This window comes from Neorhizobium sp. BETTINA12A (genome assembly GCF_023006485.1).
GTDB lineage: Bacteria > Pseudomonadota > Alphaproteobacteria > Rhizobiales > Rhizobiaceae > Neorhizobium.
In genome coordinates this window covers 1-20,707 of record NZ_JALBGW010000031.1, presented here as the reverse complement: position 1 = coordinate 20,707, position 20,707 = coordinate 1, and the positions used below count along the sequence as shown (strand labels likewise).

Here is a 20,707-nt window from a genome sequence, read left to right as displayed (position 1 = left end):
CCGGATATTGCGCGACGCCTTCTCGTCGTCTTTCGATCGCGGGGAGGCAGAAATCCCTTGAAGTTTTCAGGCGAGGCTTTAGTTTAGAACTATTCTAATAAGAGGTTTTTCATGCTCGCCCGTCTCCTTTCCAGTTCCAAGCGCCCATTCGCCTCCCTCGACGAGAAGGAAATCCTGGCGCTCGCCATCGCGTCGGAAGAGGAGGATGCGCGGATCTATCTCGCTTATGCGGACAATCTCAAGGATCAGTTTCCCGCATCTGCCAAAGTGTTCGAAGACATGGCGGAGGTCGAGCAGACCCATAAGAACATGCTGATCGACATGTTCCGCTCACGCTTCGGCGAGCGCATCCCGCTGATCCGCCGCGAACATGTGCGCGGCTTCTACGAACGCAAGCCGGATTGGCTGACCCGCAACCTGTCGCTCGACACCATCCGGGAACAGGCGGAAGCCATGGAGCAACAGGCTTTCCGGTTTTATACCGAAGCGGTAAAGCAGGTTTCCGACGCCTCGACGCGACAGCTGCTCGGCGATCTGGCGATTGCCGAGCAGGGGCACGAGGATATCGCCCGCATGCTCGGCGACAAGCACGTGACCGACGACGTGAAGACCGAGGAAGACGAGACCGCCCGCCGCCAGTTCATCCTCACCTACGTGCAGCCGGGTCTCGCAGGATTGATGGACGGCTCGGTCTCGACGCTGGCGCCGATCTTCGCAGCGGCCTTTGCGACGGGCGACACCTGGTCGACCTTCCTGATCGGCCTGTCGGCCTCGGTCGGTGCGGGCATTTCCATGGGCTTTACCGAAGCCGCCCACGACGACGGCAAGATTTCCGGACGCGGTTCGCCGATCAAGCGTGGGTTTGCCTCCGGCATCATGACGGCGCTCGGCGGCCTCGGCCACACGCTGCCCTATCTCATTCCGCATTTCTGGACCGCGACCATCGTCGCCGCGATCATCGTCTTCTTCGAACTCTGGGCGATCGCCTTCATCCAGAACCGCTACATGGAAACGCCATTCCTGCGGGCCGTCGTCCAGGTGGTGTTCGGTGGATCGCTGGTGCTCGCCGCAGGCATCTTGATCGGGAATGGGTGAGAAGCGATCGGGCGGAGCCCGAGCAATCGATCCGGTGATTCGATTGCAGCTTCGAACGCCCTGAGCCCAAAGCGAAGGGCCGGGATCCGATGCGGCAAATTCCCTGAGATCAAACGCGCGGTCGGCAGGCTGCTGGTAATGCCTGAACCGTCTGCTCACGCCGCCTGTTGCGGCACCCTGACCCGAGGTACCTCGAGCGAAAACACCGCGCCGCCGTCGTTGTGGGTGGTGAAATGCCCGCCGAGCTGTTTGACGAAATTGGCAATCAGTTTGCTGCCCATGCCGCCGGTCCGATTGAAGGCCTCGATGCCCGGGCCGTCGTCGCGGATGACGAGGCTCAGATTGTCGCCGTCTTCGCCGAGTTCGACGGAAAGCTTGCCGCTCTGACGACCGACAAAGGCATATTTGAACGAGTTGGAAACGACCTCGTTGATGATCATCCCAAGCGGCAAAGCCTGTTCGCGATCGACAGTGAGTGCCTGCAGCCTGAGATTGAGCACGACAGGCGTCTCATAGCCCGAGGCGATGTCGTTGATCAGCTTGGTGGCATAGGGCGCCACCTCGACCTGTTCGAACTGGTCGTTCTGGTAAATCTGCTCGTGCACGGCGATCATCGCCGCGATACGCCTCGTCATGTCGTCGCGCGCATCGACCGGTAATGCCTGCAGCCGCACGAGCGCCAGCACCGCCTGGAGATTGTTCTTCACCCGGTGATGAATTTCCCGCAGCAGGAAGCGGTTGCGCTCCACCGCCTGCTCCAGTTCCTCGTTGCGGACGGCGGTCCGGTAGAGAAGGCGGTTGATCCAGAAGGCGCCGAGGACCAGCAGTGCCATCAACGGCAGCATGACCAGCGCGTCGGAAAAGAGATTGCGCCAGAACTGGTCGAGAATTTCCTGCCGTGCGATTGCAGCAAGGGCGATGAGCGGCCATCCGGAGACCTTCCAGAAGGCGACGATGCGGGCATGACCGTCGATCGGCGAGACCGGACTGTGGTAGAAGCCGGAGGACATTTGACGCGTCATCGGGTACCACGCGGTCGTGCTGAGGTCGATCGGGCGTGTTGCCGCCGGCCGCCGGGCGATCAGCCACCCGTCATCCCTGATGATCAAAATCGTGGAATTCGGCCCAAGCCCCATCGAGGCCCAGAAGCCGTCCAGGCTCTCGTTCGGGATGGTAATGCTGGCGACGCCCCGGAAAATCCCGTTCCGGTCGATCCGCCGTGCGACGGTGAAGGATGGCTTGCCGGCACGTTCGTTGTCGAGCAGCCGGGTGAATGTCAGTTCCTGGCCATCCCTCAGCCTCGCGAAAAAGGCGCGTTCGTTCTGACTGTCGGATATGCTTCCAAGGGCGTCCCCGCCGGCGCTGGAAAAGCGGACGACGCCGGCATCATCGAGAAGCGAATACTGAAAACCGGCCGGCAGTTGGCCGACAGCCCGCAACAGGTCGGCCGCAAGATTGGGCGAGGCATCGATGGGCCTGTCCCCCACCTCGGTTTCGATGCGCCGCAGGGCCTGGTCGCTCGCCTCGATCATCCACTCGAGGTGGGCCGCGACAACATGCGCAGACGAGAGGGCGCGGGCTTCGCCTTCTTTCAGGGCGTTCCGGTAGTTTTCGAGGACAATAAGGCCGGCGACCGTCAGCAGGACAAGGGCAAACACACCGGTCAGCAGGACCGGGAGGGCAGGCCTCGTTACACGGGCCGCGCGTGGCAAACCTGTTTTCACCTCGTCACGCACAACCCGCTCCGGTTTCAGAGATTCCCTCCTAGCAGGTTGGCTGCATTGAGGAAATGTCTTCCGATATGCCGATACCAAAAACATTCGCCCGCAGCCTCTATGGTTGCAGGCGAATATTAACTTGTACTTAAGTGTGTGACTTATTTCAACGCGCCGACCAGCAGGTCGCGGCCGTTTTCGATGGTGACCCAACGTCCCGTGTTGAACGAGGCCTGACGCTTCAGGAAGGTGTAGGGCGTCGCAAACCAGGGCTTCACCTCGTTATCGAGGTTGTCCAGGATGAAGTCGCCATCGGACGTGCGCAACGTAAGCACCGCATGGCCTTCGCCGTCCGGCTTGCGGACGACGGTCATCAGAAGGTCGGAAAGGGCAAAGCCCTGAGCGGCAAGTTCCTTGCGCTTTTGAAGCGCATAATCTTCGCAATCGGCGAAATTCGTCGGATAGCTCCAGACCTCTTCGCGGCCGTAAACTTCCCGGTCGGTCTTGGCGATGTAGCGGGCGTTCACGGCCCGGTTGATCTGACGGACTGTAGCCCAGCCTTTGGCGCTGACTTTGGGGGAAGGAGCGGAGCGGCTCTTGATCGAACATTCCGCCGCATATTTCTGGCAGAATTCGTAATGGCCGATCGGCTGGGAGGTGACGGCACCCGTGACCATGGCGGCCATCGGTCTTGGAGCCGGAACTGCAGCACTCACTGGTACAAGTACGCTAACTAGGATCACGGCGAAACGCCGCGCCTGCAAGGCTATCTTCATGGACCCGTCCCTTCAAATCCTAATGAAAGGTTAAGGGCGGACGGGAGAAAGAGTCAATCGATGACTTTTGTTAACGGGTCACCGTTCGCATTATGGTTAAGGCTGCAACATTTTTGTATCAGCCCAAAATTTAATCATTAAGTATTAGGGCCGAGACCGCGGTTTTCAATTTTTCGATATCCTGGGGCCTGGAAAGCCGGTGGTCGCCATCCCGGATCAGCGTCAGCACGACATCGTCGGCCGGCAGGAACTCGACGAGCTTCAGCGCGTGGGCGTAGGGCACGTCCGGGTCCTTCATGCCCTGCAGGATATGCACCGGGCAGCCGGTCTCGATAATCCCTGTCATCACCGAGTTTTTGCGGCCATCCTCGATCAGGTCGCGCGTATAGATATTGGGTTCGGTGCTGTATTCGGAGCGCTCCTCGAAATAGCCGCGTTCGGCAAGCGACTGCCGCTCAACCTCGGTAAGCTTCGGTTCGATCAGTTCCGCCGTGAAATCCGGCGCCGGAGCGATGAGGACGATGCCGTCGACTTTTGCGGCCCTCTTCCGCTTCTTCAGTTCCTGCACCAGGCGCAGCGTGATCCAGCCGCCCATCGAGGAGCCGACCAGGATGACACGTTTCGGCCTGATGTCGTCGAGAACGGCGGCAGCTTCTTCCAGCCAGCGCGAGATCGTGCCGTCGCGGAAGGCGCCGCCGGACGCGCCGTGGCCGGAATAATCGAAGCGGATGGATGCGAGCCCGAGTTCGCCGGCGAGCGCGTCGAGTTCGACGGCCTTGGTGCCGGTCATGTCCGACCGGTAGCCGCCGAGCCAGACGAAGGCAGGTCCCGACGTCTTCTTGCGCGCGGTCCGATGGATGATCGCGATCTCCCGCGCAAGCGTTCCAGAACCGACGGTGATCGTTTTGCGGGTGAGGTTGGCTGCGTCGGTCATGGCGGAATCCTGAGGTTTTGCCGCGCTTATAAAACAGATTCTTAGGCATAGGACAGCAGGTGATTTTTTCGCGCGGCTATGCTATTGACTTCGCCGTAGCGATCACGACATTGCCGTCGGCCGCAAGCCGGACGCTGTCAATGTGTCGCTGCGGTCCGAAACAATCTAGGAGAATACGACCATCCGCAGACCATTCAAAACCGATGCCCCTGTTAAGGACGGGCCGCGCTCCAACCGGGAAATTCGCATTCCCAAGGTCCAGCTTATCGATGCCGAAGGCTTGAACCTTGGTATCGTTCCGACCGAGCAGGCTCTCAAGATGGCTGAGGACGCCGGCCTCGATCTCGTTGAGATCTCGCCGAACACCGAGCCGCCGGTGTGCAAGATCCTCGACCTGGGCAAGCTGAAATATGCGAACCAGAAGAAAGCGGCAGAAGCCCGCAAGAAGCAGAAGATCGTCGAAATCAAAGAAATCAAGATGCGGCCCAACATCGACACGCATGACTATGACGTGAAGATGAAGGCGATGAACCGTTTCTTTGAAGAGGGCGACAAGGTCAAGGTGACGCTGAAGTTCCGCGGCCGCGAAATGGCCCACCAGGAACTCGGCATGAAGCTTTTGCTTCAGGTGAAGGACGATACTTTGGAAATTGCCAAGGTGGAAGCTGAGCCGAAGCTCGAAGGCCGCCAGATGATGATGGTGCTGGCGCCGAAATAAGCGCCGCACCGGATGCCTTTTCGACGGACCGGCTGGCTTGGCCGCCGGATTTTCGTCATGTCTTCTTTCCCATTGCGCTTTTGACCGACTGCGGTTATAAGCGCGCGTTCCGAACGGTCCGGCAGGGCATGCCGTGGCTGTTCTAAATGCTTGAAACCAGCATCGTCTGTGGTTTCGATACAAAACTGGAGTAGCAAAATGCCCAAGATGAAGACGAAATCGGCTGCCAAGAAGCGGTTCAAGATCACCGCGACCGGCAAAGTCGTTGCAGCAGCCGCTGGCAAGCGCCACGGCATGATCAAGCGGTCCAACAAGTTCATCCGCGATGCACGCGGAACGATGATCCTTGCCGAACCCGATGGCAAGAAGGTTATCAAGAACTACCTGCCGAACGGTCTCTGAGACCCTCGTCACTTTTGGATCAGTTAAGGAGATCATGACATGGCACGCGTAAAACGGGGCGTCACTTCCCGCGCCAAGCACACCAAGACTTTGAAGGCAGCCAAGGGCTTCTACGGCCGCCGCAAGAATACGATCCGGGCCGCCAAGGCTGCCGTCGATCGTTCGCGTCAGTTCGCCACGCGCGACCGTCGCGTCAAGAAGCGCAATTTCCGCGCTCTGTGGATTCAGCGTATCAATGCTGCCGTCCGCGAATCCGGCCTGACTTACGGCCGCTTCATCGACGGCCTCAACAAGGCTGGCATCGAAGTCGACCGCAAGGTCCTCTCCGACATGGCAATCCACGAGCCGGAAGCATTCGGCGCTCTGGTTGCTGCTGCCAAGAAGGCACTTGATTACCTCAAGGAAGCCGGCACCACCAACGAGTTTGAAAGCGCGGTTCGTTAACCAGCGCTTCCCAAGCTAATTAGCTTTACTGATTTTGGGAAACCCGCGCTGGTTACGGCTGGCGCGGGTTTTTCTTTTGCTGTCCGCACGTCATCCCCAAACAGCCGTCACGACCTCGCAATAGATCTCGCCGAGCATCAAACGGAAGAAACCATGTCCGATCTGGAAAACCTGAAAACTTCGCTTCTGGCGGAAATCGCCGGCACCAGTGACGAGGCGGCGATCGAGGCCGTGCGCGTCGGCGCTCTCGGCAAGAAGGGCTCGGTCTCCGAGCTCCTGAAGACGCTGGGCTCGATGTCGGCGGAAGAGCGCCAGACCCGCGGTGCGGCGATCAACGCGCTGAAGAACGAGATCACCGACGCCATTACCGAGCGCAAGACGGTGCTGAGGGACGCGGCGATCGAGGCGCGTCTCAAGGCCGAGACGGTCGACATCTCGCTGCCGGTGCGCTCTTCTCCAGCCGAGCGCGGCCGCATTCATCCGATCAGCCAGATCGTCGACGAAATCACCGCCATCTTCGGCGACATGGGTTTCTCGATCGCCGAGGGCCCGGATGTCGAGACCGACTACTACAACTTCACGGCGCTGAATTTCCCGGAAGGCCATCCGGCCCGCGAGATGCATGACACATTCTTCTTCCAGCCCGACGAGAACGGCGAGCGCAAGGTCCTGCGCACCCATACTTCACCGGTGCAGATCCGCACCATGGAATCGCAGAAGCCGCCAATCCGCATCATCATCCCCGGCAAGACCTACCGTCAGGACAGCGACGCCACCCATTCGCCGATGTTCCATCAGGTCGAAGGACTGGTGGTCGACCGCAAGTCGCATGTCGGCAACATGCGCTGGATCCTCGAAGAATTCTGCAAGGCCTTCTTCGAAGTCGACAGCGTCACCATGCGCTTCCGCCCGTCCTTCTTCCCGTTCACCGAGCCGAGCTTCGAAGTGGACATCCAGTGCGACCGCTCCGGCCCGATCGTCAAGTTCGGCGAAGGCACCGACTGGATGGAAATCCTCGGCTGCGGCATGGTGCACCCGAACGTGCTGCGGGCCGGCGGGCTCGACCCGGACGAATTCCAGGGGTTTGCCTGGGGCATGGGCCTCGACCGTATTGCCATGCTGAAATACGGCATGCCGGACCTGCGCGACTTCTTCAACGCCGACGTCCGCTGGATGAACCACTACGGTTTCCGCCCGCTCGACATGCCGACGCTGTTCGGCGGCCTGAGCGCGTAAGGGAGAAACGACGATGAAATTCACACTCTCCTGGCTGAAAGATCATCTGGAAACGGATGCGGCCCTCAATGAAATCTGCGAGCGCCTGACGGCGATCGGGCTCGAGGTCGAGGATGTCGACGACAAGGCGGCTTACAAGCCGTTCGTCATCGCCAAGGTTCTCTCGGCCGAAAAACATCCGTCCGCCGACCGCCTCAAGGTGCTGATGGTGGATGCCGGCGACGGCAAGCCGATGCAGGTCGTCTGCGGCGCCCCCAACGCACGCGCCGGCTTGATCGGCGCATTCGCGAAACCTGGAACTTACGTTCCGGGGATTGATGTGACGCTGGCAGTCGGCAATATCCGCGGCGTCGAAAGCCACGGCATGATGTGCTCGGAAAAAGAGCTCGACATGTCGGACAATCACGACGGCATCATTGATCTGCCGCTGGACGCGCCGGTCGGTACGCCGTTCGCTTCTTATGCCGGCCTCGACGACCCGGTCATCGAGATCAACCTGACGCCGAACCGTCCGGATTGCACGTCGATCCACGGGATCGCCCGCGATCTGGCCGCCGCCGGCCTCGGCACGCTGAAACCTCATGCGAAGCCGGATTTCAAGACAGAAGGCCAGACATCCGTCGGCCTCAAGATCATTCTCGACGACGAGCGGCTCTGCCCCGGTTTCGGCCTTCGCCTCGTGCGCGGCGTCAAGAACGGCCCGAGCCCGCTCTGGATGCAGCAGCGGCTGAAGGCGATCGGCCTTCGCCCTATCAATGCGCTGGTCGATATCACAAACTTCATGACCTTCGACCACGGCCGGCCGATGCACGTCTTCGATGCCGCCAAGGTGAAGGGCGACCTGACCGTTCGGCGCGCGTTGGAAGGCGAGACGGTGCTGGCGCTCGATACGCGCGAATACAAGCTCAACCCCAGCAACGTCGTCATCGCCGATGACAACGGCGTGGAGTCGATCGGCGGCATCATGGGCGGCGAACATTCCGGCTGCGACGAAAACACCGTCGACGTGCTGATCGAATCCGCGCTCTGGGACCCGATCAACATCGCCAAGTCCGGCCGTTCGCTCGGCATCATCACCGATGCCCGCTACCGGTTCGAGCGCGGCGTCGATCCGGAATACATGGTCCCCGGCCTCGACCGCACCACCCGGTTGGTGCTGGAACTCTGCGGCGGCGTCGCCGCGGAAGCGAAACTCGTCGGTTACAAGGGATATCAGCCGAAGATCGTCGATTTCCCTTATGCGGAAGTGAAACGTCTGACCGGCCTCGAAGTTTCGACCGAGGAAAGCCGTCATATCCTGACGCGCCTCGGTTTTGCAGTCGAAGGCTCCGGCGAACGCGTTTCCGTCACCGTACCTTCCTGGCGTCCTGACGTCGACGGCAAGGCGGACCTCGTCGAAGAGGTCATGCGCATCCATGGCGTCGACCAGATCAAGCCCGAGCCGATCGAAAAACTCTCGAGCGTCAATGCCAAAATCCTGACGGTGCTGCAGATTCGCACCCGCACCGCCAAGCGGGCGCTTGCCGCGCGCGGCATGCTGGAAGCCGTCACCTGGTCCTTCATTCCGGAAGATCAGGCAAGGCTCTTCGGCGGCGGCGCCCGGGCGCTGAAGCTCGCCAACCCCATTGCAGCCGACATGTCCGACATGCGGCCGTCGCTGCTGCCGGGCCTGCTGTCTGCGGCGCAGCGTAATGCCGACAAGGGCTTTGGTGACGTGGCGATCTTCGAAGTGTCCGGCACTTACGAAAGCGACAGGCCGGAAGGCCAGCGCCGCGTTGCCGGCGGCATTCGTCGCGGCACGGCTACGATCAACGGCACCGGTCGCCTCTGGTCGAACACTGCCAAGGGCGGCGGCAAGCCGGTCGACGTCTTCGACGCCAAGGCCGATGCGCTGGCGGTGCTCGAAGCCTGCGGCCTGCCGATGGGCAACGTCCAGATCGAGAAGGGCGCGCCGGAATGGTATCACCCGGGCCGCTCCGGCACCATCAAGATGGGTCTCAAGGTCGTGCTCGGTTATTTCGGCGAATTCCACCCGAAGACGCTCGGCGCTCTTGACGTCTCCGGCGCACTCTGCGGCTTCGAGGTTTTCCTTGACGCCATGCCGGAGCCGAAGAAGAAGGCGACGCGCACCAAGCCGCCGCTCGAGCTTTCGCCCTTCCAGGTGGTCAAGCGCGACTTTGCGTTCGTGGTTTCGAGCGATGTCGAGGCTGGCGCGATCGTCAAGGCGGCGTCGACCGCCGACCGCAAGCTGATCACCGGCGTCAACGTCTTCGACGTGTTCGAAGGAGCGTCGCTTGGCGAGGGCCGGAAGTCGATTGCGGTCGAAGTGCTGATCCAGCCGGTCGAGCGCACGCTGACCGACGAGGATTTCGACGCGCTGACGGCCAAGATCGTCGCCAATGTCGAAAAGACCACCGGCGGTACCTTGCGCGCCTGAAACGGGTGGCCTGAATCACCTCTCACAGATAGCCTGCCTCACGGATGACGTGGGGCAGGCTTTTTTGTTGGAGGAACGATGCGCACACCGGGATCGATGAAAGGGCTGGAGGAACTCGGCCGGGTGAGGCTGTCCAAGAACTTCTTCTTCCGCGATTTCCTGTTTTCGGAGATCGCCAATTTCTACACGATCCCAAACATCCCGGAAGATCCGGACCTGGCGATCGAGGCTGGCCGGCATCTTTGCGAGGAACTGTTGGAGCCGCTGCAGGCAACGTTCGGGCGGCTGCACCTGCGCTCCGGTTATCGCTGCGCTAAGGTCAACGAATTCGGCAACCGGAACAACCTCAACTGCTCGTCGAACGCCAATACCGCCGCCGACCATATCTGGGATCGGCGCGATGCCCAGGGCTTCATGGGCGCCACCGCCTGCGTCGTTTTCCCCTGGCTGGTCGACAACTATCACGACGACGGCGACTGGCAGAAGATGGCTTGGTGGATCCACGACCACCTGCCTTACGCGTCGATCATGGTCTTTCCGAAACTCTGGGCGATGAACATCCAGTGGCACGAAAAGCCCGCCCGTCGCATCCGCAGCTTCGCCGAACCGCGGGGCGTACTTACGAAGATCGGAATGCCCAACAACGAAGGCGATCATTCCGAGCACTACGTCGGCTTTCCGGCGCTTAAACGGTAAGCGACGGCGCACCGTTCACGAATGCAGGTGATAGAGCTTGTTGACGATCATCCAGCGGCCGTCGATCTTCAGAAGCGAGAGATAATCCGAGAACCGCATGCCGGCGAACTGATCGACCACCTTCACCGTCGCGGCATCGCCGGTGACGTCGAGCGCCTCGATCTGGATCAGCGGCTGGGTGCCGGCGGGGGCGGGGCCTTCCGAGGTCACCGCCCCGACGAAATCGTCGAGCGACAGCCATTCGACCGCGCCGTCGTAATTGCCGATGATACATGCTTTGGGGTGGAACGCCTTTCGAAGCGCCGCCTCATGCGCAAACGTCATTCCGTCCACATAGAGATGGATCACCGCCTGAACGGCCCGCTCCTCGGACATCGATCTTCTCCCATCGTTAGCGCCTGCATACTAACACGAAAAGATGGAAGCCCGAGTTTGCGTTAGCAAGGGCAAATTTAGCGGTTGGTCCACGCCATCGCCTGCGCCGCATAGCGGGTCCCGGAAAATTTCTCAGGAGCAAGCAGGTCGCCAAGCGTCTTCAACTCGTCCGCCGAGAGCGAAATTTCCGTCGCCGCGACGTTCTGTTCCAGATGCGGGATTTTTCTGGCGCCCGGGATGGGCACGATGAAATCGCCCTGCGCGAGGACCCAGGCCAGCGCCAGCTGCGCGGCTGTGACGCCCTTCTGGACTGCCATGTCCTCCAGCATCTTCACCAGAGCGGCGTTGGCGGCCATGTTCTCGGCGCTGAAGCGCGGCAGCGTGTTGCGGAAGTCGTCCGGACCGAAATCCTCCGGCTTCTGGATCTTGCCGGTGAGGAAACCTCGCCCGAGCGGGCTGAACGGCACGAAACCGATATTGAGTTCGCGGCAGGTGTCGAGGATCTCGCCTTCCGGCTCGCGGGTCCAGAGCGAATATTCGCTCTGCAGCGCCGTGATTGGATGGACCGCATGGGCGCGGCGGATGGCGGCGGCACCCGCTTCGGAAAGGCCGAGCGCACGCACCTTGCCTTCCTTCACCAGTTCGGCCATCGCGCCCACCGTATCCTCGATCGGCACGTTCGGATCGACACGATGCTGGTAGAAAAGGTCGATCACCTCGACGCCGAGGCGTTTCAGCGAGGCTTCCGCCACTTCGCGCACGTGTTCCGGCCGGCTGTCGAGACCGGACATGGCCCGGGCGTCGGAGGCATTCGGGTCGATCCTGAAGCCGAATTTGGTGGCGATGACGACCTTGTCGCGGAAGGGTTTCAGGCCCTTGCCGAGCAGTTCCTCGTTCTTGAAAGGACCGTAGACTTCTGCCGTATCGAAGAAATTGACGCCGAGATCGACGGCGCGGTGCAGGGTCTTGATCGCTTCCTGTTCGTCCTGGCCGCCGTAACCATGGCTCATGCCCATGCAGCCTAGGCCGACGGCGGAAACAGTCAGTTCTTTTCCAAGCTTCCTCATTTTCATGAGAGCCTCCTTCTTTAATCGTAGAAACTGACGGGCGTCTCGTGGCGCCCGGTGGATTGATCAGGCACCGGCCTCGTTGAGCAGCTTCATCTGGTCGGCCGAAAGCGTCAGGTTGCCCGCGGCGATGATCGCGTCGAGCTGACCGACGCTGGTGGCGCTGGCGATCGGCGCGGTGACGCCGCGGGTCTGGATCAGCCACGCGAGCGCGATCGAGGCGACCTCGGCATTGGTTTCGACCGAGACCTCGTCGAGGGCTGCGAGGATGCGCAGGCCCTTGTCGTTGAGATAACCGAGCGCTTTGCCGCCGCGCGCCTTGCCTTCGGTGTCGGCCTTATCGCGGTATTTGCCGGTGAGGAAGCCGGAAGCGAGGCCGTAATAGTTGATGACGCCGATTTCTTCCTTGACGCAAAGATCGGCAAGCGGACCCTCGAACGTGTCGCGGTCATAGAGATTGTATTGCGGCTGCAGCACGTCGTAGCGCGGCAGGCCGGCTTGCTTGGCAGCGTCGAAGCTATCCTGCAGCATTTTCGCGTCGAGGTTGGAGCAGCCGATCGCCCGGATCTTGCCCTGTTCCTTCAGCTTGGCGAAGGCGCCGAGCGTTTCCTCGTAAGGCACGGCCTCGTCCGGCCAGTGGGCGAGATAGAGGTCGATATGGTCGGTCTGCAGGCGACGCAGGGAATTTTCTACCTCTTCGAGGATCCACTTGGCCGACAGGTCCTTCTTGCCCTGGCCCATGTCGGATCCGACCTTGGTGACGATGATTGCCTTGTCGCGGGAGGTGCCGCCGCTCTTCAGCCATTTGCCGATGATCGCTTCGGACTCGCCACCGACATGGCCGGGCACCCAGCGATTGTAGCTGTCTGCCGTATCGATCGTGGTGAAGCCGGCATCGAAGAACCGGTCGAGGATGTCGAACGACGTCCTTTCGTCGGCGGTCCAGCTGAACACGTTGCCGCCGAGAACGACGGGGGAAATGGAAAGGCCGGTCCGGCCGAGTGCGCGCAGCTCCATGATATTCCTCCAAAATTTTTAAGTGAGTGGGATGAGCTTGGGAAAGGAGCCTGAGATTAGCCGATGTTCCGCCGCCGACCAGTCTCTATTTTGGGCGGACGATCACTTTTTCAAGCGTCGCATTCGGCCTGCCGTTGCGTGGGTGCCGGCAGGCCAATAAGGTGCGGCAGCAATGCCAAAGGGAGGTTCACATGCTGCGTTTCGGAATCCTGTCGACTGCCAGGATCGGCCATGAACAGGTGGTGCCGGCGATCCAGGACGCGGAGAACTGCGTCGTCACCGCCTTTGCCAGCCGTGATCTCGCCAAGGCGCGGGCACTTGCCGACCGTTTCGGTGCCCCGCATGCCTTCGGTTCCTACGAAGAGATGCTGGCCTCCGACGTCATCGACGCCGTCTATATTCCGCTGCCTTCCAGCCAGCATGTCGAATGGTCGATCAAGGCCGCTGAAGCCGGCAAGCACGTGCTGTCCGAAAAGCCGATCGCGATCAAGGCGAGCGAGATCGAGGACCTGATCAAGGTGCGCGACCGCACCGGCAAGCTGATCTGTGAAGCGTTCATGGTCACTTACGCACCGGTCTGGCTGAAGGTGCGCGAACTGCTGAGCCAAAAGGCGATCGGCGAGTTGAAGCACGTGCAGGGCTCGTTCAGCTATTTCAACCGCGACCCGTCCAACATGCGCAATATCCCGGAACTCGGCGGTGGCGCCCTGCCGGATATCGGCGTCTACCCGACGATCACCACACGTTTCGTGACCGGCCAGGAACCGCAAAGAATACAGGCGCGGGTGGAACGCGATCCCGGTTTCGGCACGGATATCTATTCCAGCGTCAAGGCAGATTTCGGTTCGTTCGAAATGACGTTCTATATCGCGACCCAGATGGCCGCCCGCCAGCTGATGGTCTTCCACGGCACCGAGGGCTACATCGAGGTCAAGTCGCCGTTCAATGCCGGCCGCTGGGGCGCCGAAGAAATCGAGCTCACCAATCAGAACCACGCGGTGTCGCAGATATTCCGTTTTCCGGACAGCCGCCAATACAAGCGCCAGGCGGAAGCCTTCGCCAAGGCGGTCAGGGGTGAGGCGGTCGAAGTCGTGACGCTCGAGAATTCGCTGAAGAACCAGAGGTTCATCGACGCCATCTACCGTGCTGGCGGCCACGACGGGTGGGAAGCGGTCTAGTCCCGCCAGCGACGGATGCGGTAGAGCCCGAAACCGCCGAAGACGAGCGCGCAGGCCCAGGCGAAGCCGAAATGCACGAGCGGCTGCACCTGCGGCGCGCGTGACGCCAGCGCTGCGAAAATTCCGTAGTTCAGCACAAGGCCGATCGTGACGAGCGGCCAGAAACCTGGCTGGCGCACGTGATCCGAAGCCGCGGGCAATATTCTGTGCAGGGCCAGCGCAGCAACCAGGCCGCCGCTTATAGACAGCAGGCGGTCTATAAGCGTGCCGGCCTCGGTCTCTGTGGCCAGGACCTGCAGTAGCAGTGCATCGATAATGATCAGCAGCGCGAGGAGAATGGCAAACCGGGCGCGGCTGGTCATCGTGCGGTCAGCCGTTGATGGCCAGCAGACCGGCGAAGATCAGCACGGTCCCAAGTGCATATCGGAACGTTAGCGGTTCGCCGAAGAAAAGCTGCGCCAGCAGCGGCACGAAACAGAATGTCAGCCCCATGAAGGAATAGGCGAGCGTCAGCGGCACGGATTTCAGCACATAGATCCAGACGACCGTGCCGAAACCGTAAAGCGCCAGTGCGGCGAGCAGCACCGGATTGGCGGCGAGCGCGAGGAGCCCGCGGACCGAAAATTCGCCGGCGGTGGAACTGGTCATCTTGAACAGGACCTGCCCCATGGCGATCAGCAGCGGCGTTCCGAGAAGCCCGAGCCAGGTGATGGGGGAAAGCGAGGCGAACATCGAATATCCTCAGCCCGGCCGGTCTTCGCTGTAGAAGATGTCGCGGCCGATATCCTCGCAGACATAGACCTCCGGTACCGGATGGGCGGCGCGCAGGAAAGAATGGGTGTAGGCGAAGAAGTTGAAATGCGGGTTGAACGTGTAGCGGGATTCCCGTTCGCGGGGCACGACGATGATCAGCCGCTTTCTGGCGATCCGCCTGAGTTCCGCAATCGCCTCCCTGTATTCCAGCACATGCTCGATCACATGGGTGCAGACTACGGTATCGAACTCGCCGTCGGCAAACGGCAGGTCCTCGATCTTGGCGGCGACGTATTCAACACCTTCGATGGCGGCCGCATCCTCGACGACGAAATCGACGCCGACGAGACGCGTGAGTTCGGGATGGGCGGCGCGGATATGGGTGAGCAGCGCACCGGTGCCACATCCGACGTCGCAGACGCTTGTGCCGGTAATCATCGAATTGATCCGCCGGATGCAGGCCGCCGAATTGTCCGTGCCCTCATGGACACGCGGATGGTTGCGGTAGAGGTCCGCGTATTCCTCCTCCGTCAGGAACGGCGCCCGCTCCCGAAAGCTGGCGAGATGGCTGATATGGTCGCCCCAGACGCGCTTGGCGAGCCAGAGGAAAAGCGGCGAATCCCTGAGGATCGGCGGCAGCAGGTCTTCGATGACGAAGCGGATGCGGTTGGTGGTTTCCCGGTTCATGCCGCTTTGGTCCTGCGCCGTTCCGGCTTGGGCCCCCGGACCGCGATCTGTGCCGGATCGGCGACGTGCACGCTGGCCGGCAGGCTCATGTAGTGGATACGAAGCTGTTCGGCGCGGGCGCGCGACACGGAATCGAGTATCAGGCCGGCGGTGAAGATCAGCAAGGAAACCAGCATCAGCACCAGCGAGAACACCCAGGTGGGCATGCGCTCCACGAGGCCGGTCTGGAAATAGGCAACCAGGACCGGCGCCATGAAGATCAGGCTCGCCGCCATGAAGGCGCCGCTGATCAGGCCGAAAAAGGCGAACGGCCGCGTTTCCTTCATCAGCATCGCGAACATCCAGAGGATCCTGGCGCCGTCCTTGAAGGTCGAGAGCTTGGAATGCGAGCCTTCGGGCCGCCTTCCGTAATCGAGCTCGATCTCGCAGACCGGCAGCTTCAGCAGCGAGGCATGCACCGACATTTCGGTCTCGATCTCGAATCCGCCGGAGACAGCCGGGAAGCTCTTCACGAACCGGCGCGAGAAGGCCCGGTAACCGGAGAAGATGTCGGTGAAGTCGGGCGCGAACATCGTCCGGTAGAGGAAATTGAACAGCCGGTTGCCGGCCGCATGGCCCTGCCGCCCGGCATCCGCATGCACGCCGCGCCTGGTGCCGACCACCATGTCGGCGCGCTCGGTCAAGAGCGTGCGGACCAGTTCCTCCGCATCCTGCGGCGTATAGGTGCCGTCCCCGTCGGCCATGATGTAGATATCCGCCTCGATGTCGGCGAACATGCGGCGCACCACATGGCCCTTGCCCTGCCGACGCTCGCGCATGACGAGGGCGCCCGTGAGCATCGCCTGGAGTGCGGTGCCATCCGTGGAATTGTTGTCGTAGACATAGATCCGGGCACCGGGAAGTGCCTCGCGGAAACCGCGCACCACGCCGGCGATGGTCATCGCCTCGTTATAGCAGGGCAGCAGGATCGCGATGTCGAAATGGCCGGTCAGGGCGTCGCTCATGTTTTTCACTCGATACACGGAAAACCGAACGCGGGAATTTCCCGTGCCGCAGGCTTTACTATTTCTTGGGAAGGTTAAGGCTAGGTTTCCTCAACCCTCGAACAGGCGAAAAGTCCGCACCACGATGACGGAAAACATGGCAGACAGATCCCTATCGAGGGCGGCCGGCCGGCCCGCCGTGCCGCTACTGTCGCGGCTTCTGCCGGCGGTGGTTCTTTATGCGGCCATCGCCGCCGTCATAGCTCTCGCGTTTTTTCTCTCGGATGCCAAGGATTACGTCGGAGCCGACAATGACGACGTCATGCGGCTCGTCGAGATCAGGGATTTTCTCGGCGGCCAGAACTGGTTCGACCTGACCCAGTACCGGCTCGGTCTCGAGGGCGGCACGTTGATGCATTGGTCGCGGTTGATCGATCTGCCGATCGCGCTGCTGATCCGGCTGTTTTCGCTCTTCCTATCCCCGGGCAAGGCCGAAGCCGTCGTCGTCACGATCTGGCCTCTGCTTCTGGCGCCGCTTCTGCTCCTGCCGCTCGGCCTGGCTGTCCGCAGACTGGCAGGCGTTGCGACCATGCACATCGCGCTCGGCCTTGGGGCACTGTTCGTCCTCGGCTGCGTCCGCTTCAAGCCCGGTTCCATCGACCATCATAACGTCCAGCTCACGCTCGTCATGTGGATCGCCGCCATGCTGGTCGATCCGCAGAAGCGGGCGTCGAGCTATATCGTCGCGGCCATCGCCTGCGCGCTGGCATTGGCAATCGGGGTCGAAACGACACCTTTTGTTGCCGTCGTTTGCGTCTGCGTCGCGCTTCAGTGGGTTTGGCATGGCCAGGCATTTTCCCGGCCGGCCCGTTTCTTCGGCCTGTCGCTGGCGTTGTCCGTCTCGGCGGCTTTCTTCCTGACGATCCCGCCGCGCGCCTATGCGGTCGTCACCTGCGATAACTTTTCACTCGGCTTTTATGCGCTTTCCGCACTGGGAGGAGCTGCGCTCTTTCTCCTCGCAAGCCTGCCGAAACAGCGCAGTCGCCCTTTCCGTGTCGCCCTGGCGGGTGTCACCGGCGGGGTGCTGCTGCTGACGGCCCGCGTCATCGCGCCGCAATGCCTCGGCGATCCGCTCGGCACGCTCGATCCGCTATTGGTCGAGCTATGGCTGAACGGCGTCACGGAAGCACGCTCGGTCTTCGCCGAAGCCCAGGCAGAGCCGGAAATGGTCGGTGGGTTCTACGCCGTCGGGCTCTTTGCGATTGTCGTCTGCCTTGTCCGCAGCCTGAAACGCGAGGAGACGGAACTCCATCTCGTGCTGCTGGCGCTGATCGGGGCATCATGGGGAATCGCGCTGCTGCAGGTGCGGGGCGCTTTCTTTTCCAATATGCTGGCCATCCTGCCGTTGTCGCTGCTGATCACCGATCTGCGGCGCGCCTCCGCGGCCGATCCCGAGAACCCCAATACGGCCTTTGCCTATATCAGTGCCGTGCTGATGTCCGTGCCTGTCGTCTGGGCCTTGGGCGGCGTCCTTGCGGTCAATGGCTGGAAGCAAGCGGCCGACATGCGGGCGCTCTCCGGCGCCGGCATTTTCGGCGGCGAAGTCGGCGAGTGCGGTGATCCGGCGGACATGGCCGCATTGAACACCTTGCCCACGGGCGTCATAGTCGCGCCCTCCAACAGCGGGGCGGATATCCTGCGCTGGACCCCTCACAGGGCCCTGTCGGCACCTTATCATCGTAACCAGAAAGGCATGCTGACCGAACTCTACATAGGTCTCGCCCAGCCAGGCGAAGCAAAGGCCTTTCTGAGAGGTGCCGGCGTGACGGCGCTCGCTTTCTGCAAGACAGATCCGCAGACCGACGCCTTGATCAGGCGCAAGCCGGACGGGCTCTATGCCGGCCTCGTCCGCGGCCAGGTGCCTGATTATCTGCAGCCGTTCGGACAACCGAGCAAAAGCGGTTTCCGCCTCTATAGGGTGCTGCCGGACGGGAATTGATAACGGGATAAAACGCCCTTAAGCCGCGCGGCGGGTCTGCAGGGCGAAAAGGCCGGTGAGGAACGCAATCAATCCGGCATTGTAGCCGAGGATCGCAATCAGCAGATTGAAATAGGACGCCGGGCCGGGCGACACGGCGGTCGCAAGCGCAAATGTCGCGGTGATCATGACTGCGATGAAAGCGATCGAGAACGCGGACCGCATCATGCCGACGCAGATGCCTATCGACGCAGCGGTCAGGAAAAGCACGCGGATATCTCCTCATCTGCCTCAAGGGGACGAGCGTATTAGCAACGTGCTAACAAATGCTTTCGTTCCTATGCGTGGCGGGCGTCAATGCACCCCACGACGATTTCGATACGATCTGATTCGGTGCGGCTAAGCCATGCTCAATGGGTCTGGTCTTTGCCTGAAGCGCCGCGATTCACAAGATATGGTGCCAGCGCGCGCGGCAGCTCTCCCTTCCAGACAAGTCGGACATGATAACCGGAGACCGGGCAGGTGAGGGCGACGACCTCGCCCTCGAATTCGGCCGTCTCCCCGGTCGGCTTACGGATGATGCCGTCACCCGAGACGGCATCGAACGCCACGCCGATCTCACCGAGCACGGACATTGCCTGCCGCCTGTCCTCGAAGCGGAGCAGCAAGGGTTTAGGCTGCATCGCCACCCGCCATTTCCCTCAGACGAGGCCGGCGATTGCCACCGCCGTCGTGCCGGTGGCAAATACGCGGGTCACCCGCAACGGAAGCAAGCCCCCGGTTGGTACGTTTGAAAGCGTCAGCGTCTCGCCCGAAAGCATCCGCACGGACAACTGGCCGCCGGTTCCCACATAAAGAGCGCGCGTCGCCTCCGGCAGATCTGCACTGTCGCTGGGCGTGATCGCAAAGCCGGAGGACGCGGGGCCGGAAAGCGAGGCTTGGGTATTGGCGAAACGGTCGGGCATGGACGAAATCTCCTTGAATATCGCTGTCCGTCATTGTCGCTCTCCTCTTTCTGGCGGGGAAAATGCGAGGCTTAAAAAAGCGCTGTACCGCAGGCTTCCGGCCCTTCCGCAGAAGAAAATGTGGTTTCTTCGGCAGAAGAAAAGATGCAACGCCAAATACTTGGGCACGAACCGTCCGCGGGGCCGGCCCTTGTTGCATCATTGAAAGAGCCATTCGAAACGTTCTTTTTGAGGGCACATCATCCCCGTTTCCGCCGCCTGGAACTGGTGAAATCGCCGCGCTCTTCCTTTAGAAGGGAAGGATGACCAGTTTGCTCGACAACGATTCGCCCACGAACCTCACCGAATTTTCGGTGTCGGAACTGTCCGGCTCGATCAAGCGCACGGTGGAAAATGCGTTCGACCACGTGCGGGTACGTGGCGAGATTTCCGGCTATCGCGGCCAACATTCCTCAGGCCATGCCTATTTCTCGCTGAAGGATGATCGCGCCCGGATCGATGCCGTGATCTGGAAGGGCACTTTCCCCCGTATCAAATTCCGCCCGGAAGAGGGCATGGAAGTGATCGCCACGGGCAAGATCACCACCTTCCCGGGATCCTCGAAATATCAGATCGTCATCGAGAACCTGGAACCGGCAGGCGCTGGCGCGCTGATGGCGCTGCTCGAGGAGCGGCGACGCAGGCTAGGGGCCGAGGGTCTGTTCGACCAGAGCCGGAAGCGGCTTCTTCCCTTCCTGCCGCAGGTGATCGGTGTCGTGACCTCACCGACTGGCGCCGTCATCCGCGATATCCTGCATCGCATCGCCGACCGTTTTCCGGTGCATGTCATCGTCTGGCCGGTCAAGGTGCAAGGCGAAGGATCGGGCGACGAGGTGGCGGCCGCAATCCGTGGCTTCAATGCGATGGCGCCCGGCGGGCCGATCAAGCGGCCGGACGTGCTGATCGTCGCGCGCGGCGGCGGCAGTCTCGAAGATCTCTGGAGTTTCAACGACGAGGCAGTGGTGCGTGCCGCGGCGGAGAGCGAGATCCCGTTGATCTCGGCCGTCGGCCACGAAACTGACTGGACGCTGATCGACCACGCCGCCGACATCCGTGCGCCGACGCCGACAGGGGCCGCTGAAATGGCGGTGCCGGTCAAGGCGGATCTGGAAGCGCAGGCCGCCAATCTAACTGCCCGCTTGCGGGGCGCTGCCAGCCGCCAGATGGACCAGAGCCGCCAATCGGTTCGTGCGCTGGTCCGCGCGCTTCCCT

23 protein-coding genes are annotated in these 20,707 nt (G+C 61.5%); 10 read left to right on the top strand and 13 right to left on the bottom strand.

Annotated elements, in window-relative coordinates; all coding sequences use genetic code 11:
- Nucleotides 1-111: 111 nt before the first annotated feature.
- Nucleotides 112-1,095: an iron exporter MbfA gene (mbfA, locus tag MOV61_RS11220; protein ID WP_038548275.1), complete on the top strand. Its 984-nt coding sequence runs from the start codon at nt 112-114 to the stop codon at nt 1,093-1,095.
- A 155-nt stretch (nt 1,096-1,250) separates the two neighbouring features.
- On the opposite strand, the gene MOV61_RS30440 is transcribed toward mbfA, so the two are convergent.
- The 3 genes from MOV61_RS30440 to MOV61_RS11205 all read right to left on the bottom strand — a co-directional run bounded on the left by MOV61_RS30440 (nt 1,251) and on the right by MOV61_RS11205 (nt 4,520).
- Nucleotides 1,251-2,831: a sensor histidine kinase gene (locus tag MOV61_RS30440; RefSeq protein WP_247136626.1), complete on the bottom strand. Its 1,581-nt coding sequence runs from the start codon at nt 2,829-2,831 to the stop codon at nt 1,251-1,253.
- A gap of 140 nt (nt 2,832-2,971) precedes the next feature.
- Nucleotides 2,972-3,586, bottom strand: a complete 615-nt coding sequence (locus tag MOV61_RS11210; protein WP_247136625.1) for a transglutaminase-like cysteine peptidase — start codon at nt 3,584-3,586, stop codon at nt 2,972-2,974.
- 130 nt (nt 3,587-3,716) lie between these two features.
- Nucleotides 3,717-4,520: a carboxylesterase gene (locus MOV61_RS11205; RefSeq protein WP_247136624.1), complete on the bottom strand. Its 804-nt coding sequence runs from the start codon at nt 4,518-4,520 to the stop codon at nt 3,717-3,719.
- A 181-nt stretch (nt 4,521-4,701) separates the two neighbouring features.
- On the opposite strand from MOV61_RS11205, the gene infC reads away from it, so the two are divergent.
- The 6 genes from infC (at nt 4,702) to MOV61_RS11175 (ending at nt 10,453) form a co-directional block, all read left to right on the top strand.
- On the top strand, nt 4,702-5,238 hold the full coding sequence (gene infC / locus MOV61_RS11200; RefSeq protein WP_038548290.1) for a translation initiation factor IF-3: 537 nt from the start codon (nt 4,702-4,704) through the stop codon (nt 5,236-5,238).
- Between the two features lie 198 nt (nt 5,239-5,436).
- Entirely contained in the window at nt 5,437-5,640 is a 204-nt protein-coding gene (gene rpmI, locus MOV61_RS11195; RefSeq protein ID WP_007751830.1) for a 50S ribosomal protein L35, read from the top strand.
- Nucleotides 5,641-5,679: 39 nt separating this feature from the next.
- Nucleotides 5,680-6,084, top strand: coding sequence for a 50S ribosomal protein L20 (rplT, locus tag MOV61_RS11190; protein ID WP_037079680.1), 405 nt, complete (start codon nt 5,680-5,682; stop codon nt 6,082-6,084).
- Nucleotides 6,085-6,237: 153 nt separating this feature from the next.
- Nucleotides 6,238-7,320 (top strand): phenylalanine--tRNA ligase subunit alpha, encoded by a 1,083-nt coding sequence (gene pheS / locus MOV61_RS11185; RefSeq protein ID WP_247136623.1) that lies wholly within the window; start codon nt 6,238-6,240, stop codon nt 7,318-7,320.
- A gap of 13 nt (nt 7,321-7,333) precedes the next feature.
- A complete protein-coding gene (gene pheT, locus MOV61_RS11180) occupies nt 7,334-9,757 on the top strand; it encodes a phenylalanine--tRNA ligase subunit beta (protein WP_247136622.1) in 2,424 nt (807 codons plus the stop codon).
- Nucleotides 9,758-9,835: 78 nt separating this feature from the next.
- The gene (locus tag MOV61_RS11175; protein ID WP_247136621.1) at nt 9,836-10,453 is read left to right on the top strand and encodes a hypothetical protein; all 618 of its coding nucleotides are present in this window, start codon (nt 9,836-9,838) and stop codon (nt 10,451-10,453) included.
- Nucleotides 10,454-10,468: 15 nt separating this feature from the next.
- Here the strand turns inward: MOV61_RS11175 and MOV61_RS11170 are convergent, their stop codons facing one another.
- The 3 genes from MOV61_RS11170 to MOV61_RS11160 form a co-directional block, all read right to left on the bottom strand.
- Nucleotides 10,469-10,828 (bottom strand): nuclear transport factor 2 family protein, encoded by a 360-nt coding sequence (locus MOV61_RS11170; protein WP_105428736.1) that lies wholly within the window; start codon nt 10,826-10,828, stop codon nt 10,469-10,471.
- Nucleotides 10,829-10,905: 77 nt separating this feature from the next.
- On the bottom strand, nt 10,906-11,901 hold the full coding sequence (locus tag MOV61_RS11165; protein ID WP_247136620.1) for an aldo/keto reductase: 996 nt from the start codon (nt 11,899-11,901) through the stop codon (nt 10,906-10,908).
- Between the two features lie 60 nt (nt 11,902-11,961).
- On the bottom strand, nt 11,962-12,912 hold the full coding sequence (locus MOV61_RS11160) for an aldo/keto reductase (RefSeq protein WP_247136619.1): 951 nt from the start codon (nt 12,910-12,912) through the stop codon (nt 11,962-11,964).
- 191 nt (nt 12,913-13,103) lie between these two features.
- Between MOV61_RS11160 and MOV61_RS11155 the strand changes: the two genes are divergently transcribed.
- Nucleotides 13,104-14,090: a Gfo/Idh/MocA family protein gene (locus MOV61_RS11155; protein ID WP_247136618.1), complete on the top strand. Its 987-nt coding sequence runs from the start codon at nt 13,104-13,106 to the stop codon at nt 14,088-14,090.
- On the opposite strand, the gene MOV61_RS11150 is transcribed toward MOV61_RS11155, so the two are convergent.
- The 4 genes from MOV61_RS11150 to MOV61_RS11135 are packed head-to-tail and all read right to left on the bottom strand — an operon-like array spanning nt 14,087 to nt 16,534.
- A complete protein-coding gene (locus tag MOV61_RS11150; protein ID WP_038548315.1) occupies nt 14,087-14,452 on the bottom strand; it encodes a hypothetical protein in 366 nt (121 codons plus the stop codon). The two genes, MOV61_RS11155 and MOV61_RS11150, sit on opposite strands and share 4 nt — an antisense overlap.
- 7 nt (nt 14,453-14,459) lie before the next feature.
- Nucleotides 14,460-14,822 carry a transporter gene (locus tag MOV61_RS11145; RefSeq protein WP_247136617.1) on the bottom strand — a complete coding sequence of 121 codons (363 nt, stop codon included), beginning with the start codon at nt 14,820-14,822 and terminating at the stop codon, nt 14,460-14,462.
- Between the two features lie 9 nt (nt 14,823-14,831).
- Nucleotides 14,832-15,530: a class I SAM-dependent methyltransferase gene (locus MOV61_RS11140; RefSeq protein ID WP_038548320.1), complete on the bottom strand. Its 699-nt coding sequence runs from the start codon at nt 15,528-15,530 to the stop codon at nt 14,832-14,834.
- A complete protein-coding gene (locus MOV61_RS11135; RefSeq protein WP_247136616.1) occupies nt 15,527-16,534 on the bottom strand; it encodes a glycosyltransferase in 1,008 nt (335 codons plus the stop codon). The genes MOV61_RS11140 and MOV61_RS11135 overlap by 4 nt, the downstream gene beginning before the upstream one ends.
- A gap of 136 nt (nt 16,535-16,670) precedes the next feature.
- Here MOV61_RS11135 and MOV61_RS11130 point away from each other — a divergent pair, with 136 nt between their 5' ends.
- The gene (locus tag MOV61_RS11130; protein ID WP_247136615.1) at nt 16,671-18,512 is read left to right on the top strand and encodes a hypothetical protein; all 1,842 of its coding nucleotides are present in this window, start codon (nt 16,671-16,673) and stop codon (nt 18,510-18,512) included.
- An 18-nt stretch (nt 18,513-18,530) separates the two neighbouring features.
- Here the strand turns inward: MOV61_RS11130 and MOV61_RS11125 are convergent, their stop codons facing one another.
- The 3 genes from MOV61_RS11125 to MOV61_RS11115 all read right to left on the bottom strand — a co-directional run bounded on the left by MOV61_RS11125 (nt 18,531) and on the right by MOV61_RS11115 (nt 19,456).
- Nucleotides 18,531-18,761: a hypothetical protein gene (locus MOV61_RS11125; RefSeq protein ID WP_038548326.1), complete on the bottom strand. Its 231-nt coding sequence runs from the start codon at nt 18,759-18,761 to the stop codon at nt 18,531-18,533.
- Nucleotides 18,762-18,901: 140 nt separating this feature from the next.
- Nucleotides 18,902-19,180 carry a hypothetical protein gene (locus MOV61_RS11120; protein ID WP_157885208.1) on the bottom strand — a complete coding sequence of 93 codons (279 nt, stop codon included), beginning with the start codon at nt 19,178-19,180 and terminating at the stop codon, nt 18,902-18,904.
- A gap of 12 nt (nt 19,181-19,192) precedes the next feature.
- Nucleotides 19,193-19,456: a hypothetical protein gene (locus MOV61_RS11115; RefSeq protein WP_038548331.1), complete on the bottom strand. Its 264-nt coding sequence runs from the start codon at nt 19,454-19,456 to the stop codon at nt 19,193-19,195.
- 302 nt (nt 19,457-19,758) lie between these two features.
- On the opposite strand from MOV61_RS11115, the gene xseA reads away from it, so the two are divergent.
- Nucleotides 19,759-20,707, top strand: a 949-nt coding sequence (gene xseA / locus MOV61_RS11110; protein WP_247136614.1) for an exodeoxyribonuclease VII large subunit, incomplete at its 3' end; no start/stop codon positions are given.